Source organism: Vibrio sp. 10N.222.54.A3 (assembly GCF_041474095.1).
Lineage (GTDB): Bacteria > Pseudomonadota > Gammaproteobacteria > Enterobacterales > Vibrionaceae > Vibrio > Vibrio crassostreae_C.
Window position 1 is genome coordinate 1 of the sequence record NZ_JBFRTN010000123.1, and the last position, 15,442, is coordinate 15,442.

The following is a 15,442-nucleotide window of genomic DNA, read 5'->3' on the forward strand; positions in this document are numbered from 1 at the left end:
CCTCCTCCTACTCGATTTATATCCCCAAATTTCTCTTCATAACAAAGCTCCTTTCTTAGCAAGGCTCTTGTTTGTCACGCAGCCTCAAAATTGCTAAGACATATTAAGTTATTGCTTTTAAAATCATTCCAACCTTCTATTTTGTCATTTTTAGTACACGGCATATTTTTTAAACTGTCGATAGCGTCCAACTTCGTTGAGGATTGGTCTGTTAAGGTTACCTTTGTGCATAAGGAAGTTGCACATCACGCTATTAAGCCAACTAGCGCGCCTGAATGACATCGGACAAAAGGATTTGTTATGCCCACTCTATTTTCTAACTCACCACTTTTTCAGAAATTGAAGCAGCCGTGGCTGGTTTCTCTGACTCTAGTCGTGTTGTTGTCGATCTGGCTTGGTTTAGGCGTAGGGCAAGCAGAAGAGTCACCTGAAAAAAAGGCAACAGAAATTCCGCTGGCTAAGGTTTCCTTTCAAACCTTCACCTCATCACCGACCTTTAAAACGATTGATCTCTATGGAAGAACGGCGCCCGATAGGCATGCTCGTCTAGGTGCAGAAGTCGCGGGTAAGATTGTCAGATTGAATGTTGTTAAGGGGGGGATGGTTAAAGCAGGACAAGCCATTGCCCAGATAGATAAGGGTGATTTAGAGATTCAACTAGAGCGAGCATCTGCGTTATATCGCTTGAAGCAGAAAGAGTTCAAAGCGGCGCAGTCACTGAAGAAAAGAGGACTGCAAGGTGAAATCGCCTACACCACAGCTGAGGCTTCATTAACAGAAGCAAAAGCCATGATGCGCAATGCGGAGTTGGCTTTAAAGAATACTGTGATTACTTCGCCTTTTTCGGGTGTGGTTCAAGATTTGATGGTGGAGCTCGGTGATTTCGTTAGTGTTGGCGATCCTGTTGCTGGCGTGATTGACCTCGATCCTTTGGTTATTGAGGCGGATGTCAGTGAGCGTCATATCCAACATTTGCTAGTCAATCAATCTGCTTTGGTTCGTTTGTTAGGGCGAGAAGAAGCGGAAGGCCGTTTACGCTATGTTTCTCGTATCTCTTCTGTTGCTACTAATACCTTCCCAATCGAGATAGAAATCGATAACTCTAAAGGCCTATTACCAGCAGGTGTCAGTGCCGAAGTTAAACTCAACCTAGAAACAAGAGATGCAATAAAGATAACACCGGCGATGCTAGCATTGGATGAGGCGGGTAACCTAGGGGTCAAAACCTTGGTTTCAGTCGATGACTCACCAACGGTGAAGTTTGTAGGCATTCAGCTAGTAAAGGCCGAACAAGATGGAGTGTGGCTCACGGGGCTAGGTCAACGCGTCGATATCATCACAGTAGGCCAAGGGTTTGTGCGTGATGGTGATTCGGTGATTGCTGTTGAGCAAGTCGCTGAACTCTCTAACGTAACCGCAGAGTAGGAGATAACCGATGTATTCAATTATTGATGCAGCCTTGTCTCGTGCTCGAACAATGCTCTCCCTTTTAGCGTTAATCCTTGTAGCCGGTGTCGTCACCTATATCACGATACCTAAGGAATCGAGCCCAGACATTACCATCCCAATTATCTATGTTTCGGTCGGGCACCAAGGGATCTCGCCAACGGATGCAGAACGTTTATTGGTTCGACCTATTGAGCAAGAGCTGAGGTCGATTGAAGGCGTAAAAGAGATGACAGCAACCGCAGCAGAAGGGCATGCCTCTGTTGTGTTGGAGTTTAATGTTGGCGTCGATCTCACCAAAGCAATGGCCGATGTGCGTGACGCGGTTGATCTGGCTAAACCAAAACTACCAGAAGACAGTGACGAACCGACCGTAAATGAGGTGACGCTGGCTTCTGAGCAACCTGTTTTGTCTGTTGTGCTATTCGGTACCGTTCCTGAGCGCACCATAGTGCAAATTGCCCGAGAGCTTGGAGACAAATTAGAAAGCTATCGCCAAATCCTTGAAGTCGATATTGCGGGCGATCGCGCTGACATCGTCGAGATCATTGTCGATCCGTTATTGATGGAGAGCTACAGCTTAGATCAAGCGGATATCTATAATCTGATCGCTCTGAACAATCGAGTGGTGGCCGCAGGTTTTGTTGATACTGGCTACGGACGTTTTTCTGTCAAAGTCCCTTCGGTATTTAACTCCTTAAAAGACGTGCTTGAGTTGCCTATTAAAGTGGATGGCAAGCAGGTGGTCACTTTTGGCGATGTCGCTACGGTTCGTCGAGCGTTTCGAGATCCTGAAAGTTTTGCTCGTTTAGATGGCAAATCTGCGGTGGTGTTGGATATCAAGAAGCGTGCAGGTGAGAACATCATCGAAACCGTTGAGCTAGTCAAAGCGGTAATGGCTGGTGCTCAGCAGCAAGCGGAATGGCCAAATAACCTGTTGGTCAAATACACCTGGGATGAATCTAAAGATGTGAAGATCATGCTTAATGATCTGCAAAACAATATCTTATCCGCCATTATTCTGGTGGTGATCGTTATCATCGCGATTCTTGGTGTGCGTACCGCTTTGTTAGTGGGTATTTCCATTCCAGGCTCATTCCTAACCGGGTTATTGGTTCTTTCGGTGTTTGGCTTAACCGTCAACATCGTAGTGCTGTTCTCTCTGATTATGGCGGTGGGGATGCTAGTAGACGGTGCGATTGTGGTGACCGAATTTGCAGACAGGCGAATGCAAGAGGGTGAAGGGCGCAAAGCCGCTTACCGAGATGCAGCGAAACGGATGGCGTGGCCGATAACCGCATCGACTGCCACAACCTTAGCCGCATTTGCTCCGTTACTGTTTTGGCCTGATGTGACGGGCGAATTTATGAAGTTCTTACCACTAACTCTGATCGCGACTTTAACTGCATCATTGATCATGGCGTTGTTGTTTGTGCCCGTGCTGGGCGGTTTGATTGGCAAACCTCAATACGTATCGTCTAAAAGCCAAGCTCGAATGGTCGCACTGCATAATGGTGACTTTTCACAGGCTACTGGTTTAACCAAGGCTTACTACCACACGCTTTCTTTAGCGATTAAACACCCCTTTAAGATTTTGTTCAGTGCGGCACTGCTCGCGGTTGCAGTTGGTTTTACTTATTCAAAAGCGGGTCTAGGTGCAGAGTTCTTCCCAGAAGTTGATCCGCCATTCTTTAATGTCAAAGTTCGCTCGCATGGGGATCTGTCTATCCAAGAAAAGGATGACATCATGCGTGATATTGAACTGATGATGCTCAATCATGATGAGTTCGATACCGTTTACACGCGTACTGGTGGTGACGACCAGATTGGTTTGATCTCAATTACGCCTGTTGACTGGCAATATCGACGCAGCGTTAAGGCGATTATTGATGAGTTGAAGGTACAAACCGATCAATACGCTGGTGTTGAGATTGAATATAAGTTCCCTGATGCTGGGCCTCCGGTTGAAAATGACTTAGTGATTGAGCTGTCGGCAAGAACTCCAGAGCAGCTCAATCAGGCTGCAAAAATTGTGAGAGGTTGGGCTGATGGAAATAAAGCACTGACCAATATCAGCGATACTGCGAGTAAAGATGGCATCGATTGGAAGGTGGATATTCGCCGCGACGATGCTGCGCGCTTTGCAGCTGATGCGACCTTAGTGGGTAATACCGTTCAATTCGTGACTAATGGTCTCAAGATTGGTGATTATCTGCCCGATGACTCTTCAGAAGAGGTCGATATCTTGGTGCGCTACCCTAATGATAAGCGTGATATCGGGCGCTTCGACCAGCTTAGGGTGAAAACGCCAGCAGGTTTAGTACCTATTACTAATTTCGCTCAGATCGTTCCCGACCATAAGCAAGACACCATTAAACGCCTTGATGGCAAGCGTGTGGTGAACATCATGGCGGATATGGAAGAAGGGTATAACCTTGCTCTCGAACTACCAAAGATCGAACAAGCATTGAGTGAGCTAGGGCTGCCGAGTAGCGTGGAATTTCGCATCCGTGGTCAAAACGAAGAACAAGAAAACTCGTCAGCCTTTTTACAAAGTGCTTTCTTGGTTGCTTTGGCGGTAATGGCTTTGATTCTGATTACTCAGTTCAATAGCTTCTATCAAGCGTTTTTGATTCTGAGTGCTGTATTGTTTTCGACCGTTGGCGTGTTCGTTGGCTTACTGATCTTCCAACGTCCGTTTGGCATTGTGATGTCGGGAATTGGGGTAATAGCGCTCGCCGGCATAGTCGTGAACAACAACATCGTGTTGATTGATACTTATAATCAGCTCATCAAAAGAGGCTTGGACAAGCGAGATGCGATTCTAAGAACCGGTGTTCAGCGTTTAAGGCCAGTAATGCTCACGACGGTTACGACTATCTTAGGTTTAATGCCGATGGTGTTAGAGATGAACATCGACCTGATTAATCAAAAGATAGAGTTTGGCGCGCCAAGTACACAATGGTGGTCACAGCTTGCGACCGCTATTGCTGGTGGTTTGGCGTTTGCCACGGTGCTGACTTTAGTATTAACCCCTTGTTTGTTAATGCTTGGACGGAACAACAAACCTGAAAAACAGTAGCTAGTTGTGGTATGTGAGCATAAAAAAGAGCGCCTTGATGGGCGCTCTTTGCATTTTTCTATTTTGCAGTGAAGCTACAAACGCCTAGTTAGTCGCTAGTAACTGACCGTATCGCTCAAGGTTTCTTAATCGAATCTCTGAGTTGGCAATAAAGGTTGCTTTTGCTTTACCAGTTAACGACTTGGATTGAGGCAATTTCACGGTACGCGCATTTTTATGTACGCCATTAACCAAGAATTCATAATGTAAGTGCGGGCCAGTCACACGGCCTGTACCGCCCAAAGTACCAATGGTTTGGCCTTGTTTTACGCGCTGACCGGTTTTCACCATACGTCGCTTCATGTGCAGGTACTTGGTGATGTAGGTGTTGCTGTGGCGGATGAACACGTAGTTACCATTGAATTGGTTGTAACCTGACTTCTGAACAATACCGTCACCGGCTGCCCAGATAGGCGTGCCAACAGGGGCTGCGTAGTCAGTACCGCGGTGAGCTCGAATCTTACCGGTTACTGGGTGTCTCCTGGTAGGGTTAAAGTTCGATGTTACGCGACGAAAATCAATTGGTGAGCGCAAGAACGCCTTCTTCATCGCACGACCATTTTCATCGAAGTAGTTGCCGCTTTTATCATCCAATACCGCGGTAAATGAATCGCCTTGGTTTTTGAATACGGCTGCCATGATCTTACCGCGACCAACTACTTCACCTTCAACCACTTTCTCTTGGTATAAGATTTTGAAGCTGTCGTTCTTACGAATATCTAACGCAAAGTCGATATCCCAACCGAAGATGCCGGCCAGTTCCATAATTTGGTTTGCGGTTAAACCTGCGCTGACGCCAGCGTTCCAGAAGTTAGAGGTGATGTTGGCTTCGGCATAATTGTATTGGTATACCACTTCTTTTTTGTCGAAACTTGATGAGAAAGAATCGCCAGATTTAGTGATCTTGAAGCTTTCAAACGCACTAAGTTGTCGTTTTAACTGAATAAGGTCGTTGTTTTCATCAAAGCCGAACTGCAAGACATCACCAGGTCTTAGGTTAGACAGCTGCTTCTTAATATCATTATTGGTATTGAGTAGCGTGATCAGCAGACGGTATGAGAGGCCAATACGTTCAAATAAAACAGAGGTGCTTTCGCCAGAGCGAACGGTGTATTTCTCCCAATTGAGCACTGCCGTCGGTGGAGCGTCACTTGAGCTAATAAGTGCAGAGGCATTGATAGTCAGTGGGTAATGTTTTCCCACAACTAAAGCGCCCGAATCGTCACGCAAACTGTTGACGTCGGGGAGTAAGAAAATCGCGACGAAAATTATGGCACTAAAAAATGCGATAAAAGCCCGGTGCAAAATAGGAAGGCGTGCAAAAATAGACAACATGTTCCGGTTCGTTCTGTAAATATTATGAAAATCGACGACGGAATAGTGTAACTGGTTTCAAAATACATCGCTATTCAAGTAAGATGTCTAATTAATGTATTTTTGCCAAATCTGTGGGAGTGAACAAGAATGGCGAGTATTGAAGCTGCACTAGCCGAGATCAAACGTGGCGTAGAAGAACTGATTCCAGAAGACGAACTGATTGCAAAACTAAAAGAAGGTCGTCCTTTACGCATTAAGCTGGGTGCCGATCCAACAGCTCCAGATATCCACCTAGGCCATACGGTTATCTTTAACAAGCTTCGTGCTTTCCAAGAGCTTGGTCATGAAGTGACATTCCTTATCGGTGATTTCACTGCAATGGTTGGTGACCCATCAGGTAAAAACTCAACACGTCCACCGCTAAGCCGCGAAGACGTATTGAAGAATGCTGAAACTTACAAAGAGCAAGTATTCAAGATTCTAGATCCTGCGAAGACGCAAATTCGTTTCAACTCTGAATGGCTATCTGAGCTTGGCGCTGAAGGCATGATTCGTCTTGCTTCTAACCAAACTGTTGCTCGTATGCTTGAGCGTGATGACTTCAAAAAGCGTTACGCTGGTGGTCAACCGATCGCAATCCACGAATTCATGTACCCACTTCTACAAGGTCACGACTCTGTTGCACTAGAGAGCGACGTTGAGCTTGGCGGTACTGACCAGAAGTTTAACCTTCTAATGGGTCGTGAACTGCAAAAAGCAGCAGGTCAAAAACCACAAGCGGTACTAATGATGCCACTACTTGTTGGTCTAGACGGTGTTAAGAAGATGTCTAAGTCTGCGCATAACTACATCGGTATTAGCGAAGCACCAAGCGAGATGTTTGGTAAGATCATGTCTATCTCTGACGATCTAATGTGGAGCTACTACGAGCTGCTGTCTTTCCGTCCTCTTGAAGAAGTTGCGGAACTGAAAGCTGGCGTTGATGCAGGTAAGAACCCGCGTGACGTTAAAGTGCTTCTTGCTAAAGAGATCATCGCTCGTTTCCACAGTGAAGCAGATGCTGAAGCCGCTGAGCAAGAGTTCGTTAACCGTTTTGCTAAGAACCAAGTTCCTGATGAAATGCCGGAGTTTGAATTCGAAGCAGGCCTGCCAATTGCGAACGTTCTAAAAGAAGCGGGTCTTGTAAACTCGACTTCTGATGCGATGCGTATGATCAAGCAAGGCGCGGCTAAGCTTGAAGGCGAGAAGATTGAAGACAGCAAATTCGTACCTGAAGCAGGTACTGCAGTTTACCAAGTAGGTAAGCGTAAATTTGCTCGTATTACTATCAAGTAATATTAAATCTCAATGATTTAACGAAAAGGCATCTACGGATGCCTTTTTTATTGACCCCTATTTATTGACAGGAATTTGACGAAGTTTTTGAACGGCTATTGCTACACTATGCGCGCTGTCATATTGACAGTAATTCTGGAGATTTTTATGAACAATACCGACCATCCTCCTAGTTTGAATGGAGAAGAATAACCCGTCTCGGTATTGATCTATTGTCCTGCCGTTCGGGTAGGGTATCTTTGTTTTTCCCCCTCATTCTTTTCCACACACTAGATTCTAACAAGTAGACACACCAGTAGCTTTCAGCTCTTGGTGCGCATAAATCTATAAATCTATAAATCTATAAACTTATGCTATTTGTTTTGATGGTCGTTACCTTTGCCAATCGGGAGATTCGCCATGACGGTAATGAACAACACTTTTTTATCTATTGAAGCTCTGTACTCAGAGCAAGACATCCAAGCTGTATCGAATGCATTTCAACAGTACGGACGTGAACAACAAATTAATCTTTTGAACCGAATGCCACTCGAAGATGCGGTGTTAGTGCTGGGACAATGCTCTTTGAGTACGATTCAGACTTTACTTAGTGAGTTAGAAGAGCAGGGCTTTGAGAAGCGCTCTCGACATCTAGCTCACCAACTAGGGCTGATTTACTCAGAGGTGGAGCCTCAACAGGGCTACCTTTCTACTGGCGTCATGAGCCACGTAAGGCAGCGTATCGGTTGGATTATTGCGCTAGCACTATTGGGAATTGTCTCAGGGCTTATAATTGCTCAGTATGAAGACATTCTCAGTCAGTTGGTTCTTTTGGCTATCTACATGCCGGTAATTGCTGCTGCTGGTGGTAATACCGGAACACAAGCCGCGACTTTGGTTATCAGAGCCTTAGCCACAGGTGAGTTAAAAAAACGCCAATGGGCTAATGTTCTGTGGAAAGAGTTTAGAGTTGCTATTTGTCTAGCTCTAGCGATTGCTGTAGTGATGATTGGACGTATTCTGCTATTTAGCGAAAACCAATCGACAGGTGGCTATGACATCAACATGATTGCGTTAGCGATTGCGGTAGCGCTGTTTATTCAGGTGACCATATCAACCGTGCTGGGTGGCGGATTGCCGATAGTTGCTAGGCTATTTAAGCTTGATCCAGCGGTGTTAGTGAGCCCAGTGCTTGCTTCCATAGTTGATATCTCAGGAATGTGGATCTACTTCACTGTGGTTAACTCATTCCTCGGTATCGCTTAGCTCCTATAAAAATAGGCACCTATAAAAATAGCTAAATACATCTGAGAAACAAAAATGGCGCTGCAGATTGAAGGTCTTCAGCGCCATTTTTATTGTTTGAGTAGAAGTTTACACAGAGCCAAACATTACTTCGATTTGCTTTGTGTTTGACTGAACTCAACTACATCTTTGTAGAAAGCACGCTCAAACTGGGTGATTGGAGCCTCTACCGGTCTGTCTGGATCTTGTTCTTCAGGGAAGTAATCACGGACAAATTGTACAAACAGAGAGTTTGGTTTTCCCGCTTTATCTAATCCGTATCCCGCCATGTTGTAACTGCCGTATAGAGAACCACTCTTGGCGATAATGTTGCCTTGAATCGGTGCTTTTCTCATGCTCTGACGGTATTTGAGCGTTCCATCAGTGCCAGATGTAGGCATAGCCTCAATCAGGCTGAGCTGTTGATCGTTTTCCCAGATATAACGAAGCACTTGAGCCATGGTCTGTGACCTCATTCGGTTATTTCTGGATAACCCTGAACCATCGACGAGCTGCGCTTTACTGAGGTCAATATTAGCCTTGGTCAGCAGTATCTGTTTTATTGCTTCAGTGCCGTTATTGAAGCTGCCCGGTTGAACATAAAATGTTGCTCCTAGCGTTTTAGTTAGATTATCTGCGATAAGGTTATCTGACTTCTTGAGCATGATATCGAGCAGTTCAGGAAGCTTTTCTGAGTTGTGACTAGCGACTAACGTGGTTTTGTCTGCTTGCGCTTTTTTACCAATAATCACATCACCTTTTACTTCTATTTTCAGTTCTTTGAGAAGCGATGTAACGACTTGATATGTGTAAAGTTCTGGATTTTGAATCGCGAACTTGAGTGGCAGTGGCTTTTTACGCTCAACCAAGCAACCAGAGAGCTTGTAAGCGTTATCTGGTGTGGTGATGAGCTCCAAGTCGCATTGTGTTGCCTTCTGCCCAGAGCGAGTTACCGTGGCAGCGGTGGTCGTCACGTCTATCGGATAGTGAGCGGGAATATAAACCCGAGTGCTGCCATTATCTTTTGTATAAATAGAGGCTTGTGCACAGTTGCTGTCTAAGGTCATTGCACTCGAAGGCGCACTGTAACAAACGCCTAGAATGTCCCAAGGCCACCCCACCGCTCGCTGATAGCCCGTAAAAGTCGAGTTATCGAGGTATAAGTTGCCTTTGATGGTTCTTGATTGAGACTTAGCGTATTGAGCCAAAAGGCTTTTAAGCTGTTCTCGTTGCAGCGTTGGGTCGCCACTAAATGAAATGATAGAGTCATTACCAGAACGAACAATGCTGGTCGTGTAGTGAAAGTCATCCCCTAACTCCAACTTAGCCGCCAAAGCTGTCACCAGCTTCAAAGTACTGGCGGGTGGGTAGAAGCCATCACTATTGGAATTCAGTTTGTTTGAATCGCCTTTCAGGGATTCCAAAATTACACTGGTGCTACTGCCATCAGGCAGTTTATCTAGAGGGGGGTAAGCGAAAGCGTTAACTGAGAAAGCGCTAATGGAAAAACTACATACCAGTAGTGTGGATAGAAGGCGCATAGAAGATTTCTTGGATGGCTGATGTTTTCAGTATACAGATATAAAAAACGCCCGCTAGATAGCGGGCGTTTTGATTCTCAATTAACTAATTAATCAATTAGATAATCAGAATTAGAAGTCGTAACGTAGACCTAGAGCTAGCTCGTCTTCAGCGTCTGCTTTAGATGCAGTACCGTTACCCAAACCTACAGTACCAATTGTGTCATTTTCACTGATTAGGTTGAAGTTGTACGAGATGTACGTACGGAAGTTCGGCTTGAAGTAGTAAGTCGCATCGATTGCAACGTTGTCAGCTGAAGTTTCACCGTCAGTTTCTGCGTTGTTGTACGTTAGTGTGAATGCAGTTTTTTCTAGTGTGTATGCTGCTGCGAATTCGTAACCAGTGTAATCACCGTTATCTTTCGCTAGCTCACCGTCTGTGAACGTACCAGCAAAGTATAGAGCTTCAGTGCGGTAAGAAGCCGCTAGCATGTATTCGTTTTGCTCGTCTTGATCAGCGTAACCAGCACCTAGCTTAAAGCCAGAGTCGCCGATTGAGTAGATACCAGATAGAGAGTAGCCATCTTCGTTGTTGTCAGTGAAGTCGCCTGCTGCAGTTTCAGAACGGTCAGCGAAACGGTAGCTTGCTTTAACTGCTAGGTCTTGGAATTCACCTTTGTAAGAAAGCATGTTGTCTGTACGGTCAGCCGCTGCAATTTTGTATGCCGCTGAGTTACCGTGGTAAGACATGATATCGGTAAAGTCTGTGATAACGCCTAGCGCACCGTCGTTTTTACCGTAAGTTACTTCACCGAATGTACCGCCGATACCAGCGTATGTGTAACGGTGATCGATAGAATCAGCATCGCCTTCGTAGTCGTTTGCGTTGTATTCTGCTTCGTAGAAACCAACGCCGTATAGGCCGTCTTGGATTTCAACTTTACCTAGGAAGTTAAGACGTACACGAGTGTTGTCTTGTGCTTTGCCATCTTTTAGAGATAGACGAGCTTCAGCACGACCACCGATTTCTAGAGAAGTGCCGTTTGAGCTGTATACAGAAGTACCGGCAATATCACCAGCTTGTTTACCGTCGGCTGCCACTGCGTTAGTAGCAAGAGCTGCAGCAGATACAGCAAGCGCGATCATAGTCTTGTTCATGTTATTATTTCCTAATTACTGTCCATAGAAGTTTTATTAAGGATTTGAACCCTTTTGTGTATTGCCTGTATTAATCAGGCTTCATAATCATGATTAGAACAGAAGTCTGAAAATGCCAGTGCAATCCATGGGTTACTTTTTACCTCTAAAGTTCCATGGTCAGTTAGTAAAATGATATAAAACTAAAAAATGAACACTGTTTTATTATATCTTTTTTGTTTAAGTGGTTGTTTTTGAGTGTATTTTATAAAAGTGTGATCTGTGTTTATTTTGTTTGTTTTTTGTTTTTTTAGGTATTTAGCTCTCCACTTATTGATGGGGAGGTTATTATTCATTTTTGTGATGTCTGTAATTTAGACCTAGATAAAGCTTTTATAACGCAAAGTGGAATAAAGGTGATTTAGCCATAAAGTTTGTTTACACTAAGCCAAATCGTTTTGTTTCTATCACCCAATAAATACGTTGGGTGTATTTATGTTGGCCAAAGAAAGCTTTGGCATAGAGGTAAAAAATGGAAAAGGTTCCAATGACAGTACGTGGCGCTCAGCAGCTACGTGACGAATTAGATCGCCTACTTAAGCTACGCCCTGTTATCTCAGCAGCTATTGGTGAAGCACGTGAACTAGGTGACCTGAAAGAGAATGCTGAATACCACGCCGCTCGTGAAGAGCAGGGTATTTGTGAAGCTCAGATCCGTGATATTGAATATAAGCTATCACTGGCTCAGATCATCGATGTAACGCAAATGGATAATACGGGCAAGATTATCTTTGGTACGACAGTGACACTGATTGATGTGGATACCGATGATGAGTTCCGCTACCAAATCGTTTCAGAAGACGAAGCAGACATCAAAACGGGTCGCATTTCTGTGAAATCGCCAATTGCTCGCGGTCTTATCGGTAAAATGGAAGGCGACGAAGTCATGATCTCTACCCCTGGTGGTGACAAAGACTTCGAAATCGACAAAGTAGAATATATCTAATTGAATTTTCTTTGTTTCTGATAAGTAAAAAGGTCGCTAAATGCGACCTTTTTCGTTTCTCACGCTACACTAAAAGATAAGCGCTGTGGCTTCCTATTAGTGAAGTTAGCTTATATCAAACTCGCTTATTTACGTGGAATCTCGATTTTACGTGCTTCTGACTGGCGGAACAGTACTAGAACTTTACCGATAGTCTGTACTTTCTCAGCTTTAGTTTCACGTACAATTGCATCGATAATCAGTTGCTTAGTCTCACGGTCTTCTGATGCAACTTTAATCTTGATCAGTTCGTGGTGGTCTAGAGCTAATTCGATTTCCGCTAGAACAGCTTCAGTAAGTCCATTTGCGCCCATTAGCACAACAGGTTTTAAACTGTGAGCTAGGCCCTTTAGATGCTGCTTTTGTTTGGTACTTAGGTTCATTACGCGGCCAATTTTCTTTACTATTAGGGTTGAAAAAACCTATTTTAACGCCATCTAAAGCTGAAGACTATAATTTATTCAGCAATTAGTACTTTCCTCCAATTTAGGTATCCAATGAGCAAACAGAAACACTCGGCCAGTTCAGGCCGTTGGTTGAAGGAACACTTCGACGACAAGTACGCAAATGAAGCAAGAAAGAAAGGCTATCGTTCACGTGCTTATTTCAAAATGGAAGAGATTCAAACGAAAGATAAATTGCTGTCTCCTGGGATGACCATTGTGGATTTGGGTGCAGCACCTGGCGGTTGGTCTCAATATGCTGCTAAGATTGTTGGAGACAACGGACAAATCATTGCGTGTGACTTGTTACCAATGGATCCGATTGCTGGTGTTAGCTTTTTACAAGGCGATTTCCGCGAAGAAGCTGTGCTAGATGCCTTGTTGGAACGTATACAACCAAACATGGTTGATGTCGTGATGTCAGATATGGCACCTAATATAGCAGGCAACAATTCTGTGGATCAGCCAAGAGCTATGTATTTAGTTGAATTAGCTTTGGATATGTGTCGACAAGTTCTAGCTACCAATGGTAGTTTTGTTGTAAAAGTATTCCAAGGCGAAGGGTTTGACCAATACGTTAAGGACGTCCGCGAGATGTTTAAAACAGTAAAAGTTAGAAAACCCGACTCTTCTCGAGCTCGATCTCGTGAAGTGTTTATCGTAGCCACTGGTTACAAAGGTTAACGATTCTCTTCCAAGAGTGAGAGTTAACAACATGGCTACAGGTTACAAACTGTAGTACCCTACCTTTAATTACAATTAGTTATCGAGAGGCTTACACCTTGAGTGACATGGCAAAAAATTTAATTCTGTGGCTTGTTATCGCGGTAGTGTTGATGTCGGTATTCCAGAGCTTCGGCCCTGGGGAAAGTAACGGCAGAGCAGTAGATTACACCACGTTTGTACAGGAAGTTGGCCAAGGCCAGATTCAAGACGCACAGTTCAATAACAGCGAAATCACTTTCACACGTCGTGGTGGTGGTTCTAAGTATGTAACTTACATGCCTGTTTATGATCAAAAGCTACTTGATGACTTAATTAATCAAAACGTAAAAGTTCAGGGTACACCACCTGAAGAGCAGAGCCTGCTTGGCACTATCTTCATCTCATGGTTCCCAATGATCTTACTGATTGGTGTATGGATTTTCTTCATGCGTCAAATGCAAGGCGGCGGCGGCGGTAAAGGCGCGATGTCTTTCGGTAAGAGTAAAGCTCGAATGATGAGCGAAGAACAAATCAAAACCATGTTTGCTGATGTTGCTGGTTGTGACGAAGCAAAAGAAGACGTGAAAGAGCTTGTGGACTACCTTCGTGACCCAAGCCGCTTCCAAAAGCTAGGTGGTAAGATCCCGACAGGTATCCTGTTGGTTGGTCCTCCTGGTACGGGTAAAACATTGCTTGCAAAAGCGATTGCCGGTGAAGCGAAAGTACCGTTCTTTACTATCTCTGGTTCTGACTTCGTTGAAATGTTTGTTGGTGTTGGTGCATCTCGTGTGCGTGACATGTTCGAACAAGCGAAGAAAGCGGCACCTTGTATCATCTTTATCGATGAAATTGATGCTGTAGGTCGTCAACGTGGCGCTGGTGTTGGTGGTGGTCACGATGAACGTGAACAAACACTGAACCAAATGTTGGTTGAGATGGATGGTTTCGAAGGTAACGAAGGTATTATCGTTATCGCTGCGACTAACCGTCCAGACGTACTAGACCCTGCATTACTTCGTCCTGGTCGTTTTGACCGTCAAGTTGTGGTTGGTCTACCGGATGTACGTGGTCGTGAACAGATTCTTAAAGTACACATGCGTAAAGTGCCACTATCAGGTGATGTTGAACCGTCGCTGATCGCTCGTGGTACTCCAGGCTTCTCTGGTGCAGATCTTGCGAACCTTGTGAACGAAGCGGCGCTATTTGCTGCTCGTGGTAACAAGCGCAATGTATCTATGGTTGAGTTTGAACTTGCGAAAGACAAAATTATGATGGGTGCAGAGCGCCGTTCAATGGTTATGTCTGAAGAAGTGAAAGAGTCAACGGCTTACCACGAAGCGGGTCACGCAATTGTTGGTCGTTTGGTACCTGAACACGATCCAGTGTACAAGGTGTCAATCATTCCACGTGGTCGTGCGCTTGGTGTAACCATGTACTTGCCAGAGCAAGATCGTGTGAGCATGTCTCGCCAACATCTAGAGTCTATGATTTCTAGCCTGTACGGTGGTCGTCTTGCTGAAGAACTTATTTACGGTAAAGACAAAGTGTCAACTGGTGCGTCTAACGATATCGAACGTGCAACTGATATTGCTCGTAAGATGGTTACGCAGTGGGGCTTCTCTGAGAAATTGGGTCCTCTTCTTTACGCAGAAGAAGAAGGTGAAGTTTTCCTAGGTCGCGGCATGAGCCAAGCTAAGCACGTTTCTGATGACACGACTAAGCTTATCGATGAAGAGATTCGTATCCTTATCGACCGTAACTACGATAGAGCTAAGAAGATTCTTGAAGATAACATGGATATCATGCATTCGATGAAAGACGCTCTAATGAAGTTCGAAACGATCGATGCAGGTCAAATTGATGACTTGATGGAGCGTAAGCAAGAGATTCGTGATCCAGCTGGTTGGGGTGATCAGGTAAAAGCTGAACCTACAAAGGAAGAAGCAAAACCTGAAGCTAAGGCAGAAGAAGCTAAAGCGGAACCAAAAGCTGAAGAGTCGAAAGTTGAAGAAGTTAAATCTGAAACAGATGATGCTCAAAACAAAGATTCTTAATCACTAAGTTATAAATTAAAACCCTGAGTACGCTCAGGGTTTTTCTGTTTATAGCC

Annotated in this window: 11 protein-coding genes; 7 read left to right on the plus strand and 4 right to left on the minus strand. The window is 44.6% G+C overall.

Translation table 11 applies throughout. The features are described 5' to 3' along the window. Positions 1-300 precede the first annotated feature (300 nt). Positions 301-1,425, plus strand: coding sequence for an efflux RND transporter periplasmic adaptor subunit (locus AB4507_RS20760; protein ID WP_017059405.1), 1,125 nt, complete (start codon positions 301-303; stop codon positions 1,423-1,425). A gap of 10 nt (positions 1,426-1,435) precedes the next feature. Beyond that, positions 1,436-4,528 (plus strand): efflux RND transporter permease subunit, encoded by a 3,093-nt coding sequence (locus AB4507_RS20765; RefSeq protein ID WP_017063268.1) that lies wholly within the window; start codon positions 1,436-1,438, stop codon positions 4,526-4,528. Positions 4,529-4,612: 84 nt separating this feature from the next. On the opposite strand, the gene AB4507_RS20770 is transcribed toward AB4507_RS20765, so the two are convergent. Further along, positions 4,613-5,902 carry a peptidoglycan DD-metalloendopeptidase family protein gene (locus AB4507_RS20770; RefSeq protein WP_065584911.1) on the minus strand — a complete coding sequence of 430 codons (1,290 nt, stop codon included), beginning with the start codon at positions 5,900-5,902 and terminating at the stop codon, positions 4,613-4,615. Positions 5,903-6,031: 129 nt separating this feature from the next. Here AB4507_RS20770 and tyrS point away from each other — a divergent pair, with 129 nt between their 5' ends. Next, the gene (tyrS, locus tag AB4507_RS20775) at positions 6,032-7,219 is read left to right on the plus strand and encodes a tyrosine--tRNA ligase (RefSeq protein WP_017059402.1); all 1,188 of its coding nucleotides are present in this window, start codon (positions 6,032-6,034) and stop codon (positions 7,217-7,219) included. 399 nt (positions 7,220-7,618) lie between these two features. After that, on the plus strand, positions 7,619-8,464 hold the full coding sequence (locus tag AB4507_RS20780; RefSeq protein ID WP_017068902.1) for a magnesium transporter: 846 nt from the start codon (positions 7,619-7,621) through the stop codon (positions 8,462-8,464). A gap of 125 nt (positions 8,465-8,589) precedes the next feature. Here AB4507_RS20780 and dacB read toward each other — a convergent pair whose 3' ends face one another. Together dacB and AB4507_RS20790 are read right to left on the minus strand one after the other, a co-directional pair. Continuing rightward, the gene (gene dacB / locus AB4507_RS20785; protein WP_372072884.1) at positions 8,590-10,023 is read right to left on the minus strand and encodes a serine-type D-Ala-D-Ala carboxypeptidase; all 1,434 of its coding nucleotides are present in this window, start codon (positions 10,021-10,023) and stop codon (positions 8,590-8,592) included. Positions 10,024-10,134: 111 nt separating this feature from the next. Beyond that, a complete protein-coding gene (locus tag AB4507_RS20790) occupies positions 10,135-11,160 on the minus strand; it encodes a porin (protein ID WP_372074589.1) in 1,026 nt (341 codons plus the stop codon). Positions 11,161-11,671: 511 nt separating this feature from the next. Here AB4507_RS20790 and greA point away from each other — a divergent pair. Next, the gene (greA, locus tag AB4507_RS20795) at positions 11,672-12,145 is read left to right on the plus strand and encodes a transcription elongation factor GreA (RefSeq protein ID WP_017059397.1); all 474 of its coding nucleotides are present in this window, start codon (positions 11,672-11,674) and stop codon (positions 12,143-12,145) included. A 125-nt stretch (positions 12,146-12,270) separates the two neighbouring features. Here greA and yhbY read toward each other — a convergent pair whose 3' ends face one another. Further along, positions 12,271-12,567 carry a ribosome assembly RNA-binding protein YhbY gene (gene yhbY / locus AB4507_RS20800; protein ID WP_004738252.1) on the minus strand — a complete coding sequence of 99 codons (297 nt, stop codon included), beginning with the start codon at positions 12,565-12,567 and terminating at the stop codon, positions 12,271-12,273. Between the two features lie 114 nt (positions 12,568-12,681). On the opposite strand from yhbY, the gene rlmE reads away from it, so the two are divergent. Then, a complete protein-coding gene (gene rlmE / locus AB4507_RS20805; RefSeq protein WP_017059396.1) occupies positions 12,682-13,311 on the plus strand; it encodes a 23S rRNA (uridine(2552)-2'-O)-methyltransferase RlmE in 630 nt (209 codons plus the stop codon). A 107-nt stretch (positions 13,312-13,418) separates the two neighbouring features. Then, positions 13,419-15,386: an ATP-dependent zinc metalloprotease FtsH gene (gene ftsH / locus AB4507_RS20810; RefSeq protein ID WP_017068905.1), complete on the plus strand. Its 1,968-nt coding sequence runs from the start codon at positions 13,419-13,421 to the stop codon at positions 15,384-15,386. Positions 15,387-15,442: the final 56 nt, after the last annotated feature.

Bases quoted from the DNA above. Each gene is read 5' to 3' on its own strand.
- AB4507_RS20760 (WP_017059405.1), top strand. From the start codon at position 301: ATGCCCACTCTATTTTCTAACTCACCACTTTTTCAGAAATTGAAGCAG.
- AB4507_RS20765 (WP_017063268.1), top strand. From the start codon at position 1,436: ATGTATTCAATTATTGATGCAGCCTTGTCTCGTGCTCGAACAATGCTC.
- AB4507_RS20770 (WP_065584911.1), bottom strand. From the start codon at position 5,902: ATGTTGTCTATTTTTGCACGCCTTCCTATTTTGCACCGGGCTTTTATC.
- tyrS (WP_017059402.1), top strand. From the start codon at position 6,032: ATGGCGAGTATTGAAGCTGCACTAGCCGAGATCAAACGTGGCGTAGAA.
- AB4507_RS20780 (WP_017068902.1), top strand. From the start codon at position 7,619: ATGACGGTAATGAACAACACTTTTTTATCTATTGAAGCTCTGTACTCA.
- dacB (WP_372072884.1), bottom strand. From the start codon at position 10,023: ATGCGCCTTCTATCCACACTACTGGTATGTAGTTTTTCCATTAGCGCT.
- AB4507_RS20790 (WP_372074589.1), bottom strand. From the start codon at position 11,160: ATGAACAAGACTATGATCGCGCTTGCTGTATCTGCTGCAGCTCTTGCT.
- greA (WP_017059397.1), top strand. From the start codon at position 11,672: ATGGAAAAGGTTCCAATGACAGTACGTGGCGCTCAGCAGCTACGTGAC.
- yhbY (WP_004738252.1), bottom strand. From the start codon at position 12,567: ATGAACCTAAGTACCAAACAAAAGCAGCATCTAAAGGGCCTAGCTCAC.
- rlmE (WP_017059396.1), top strand. From the start codon at position 12,682: ATGAGCAAACAGAAACACTCGGCCAGTTCAGGCCGTTGGTTGAAGGAA.
- ftsH (WP_017068905.1), top strand. From the start codon at position 13,419: ATGGCAAAAAATTTAATTCTGTGGCTTGTTATCGCGGTAGTGTTGATG.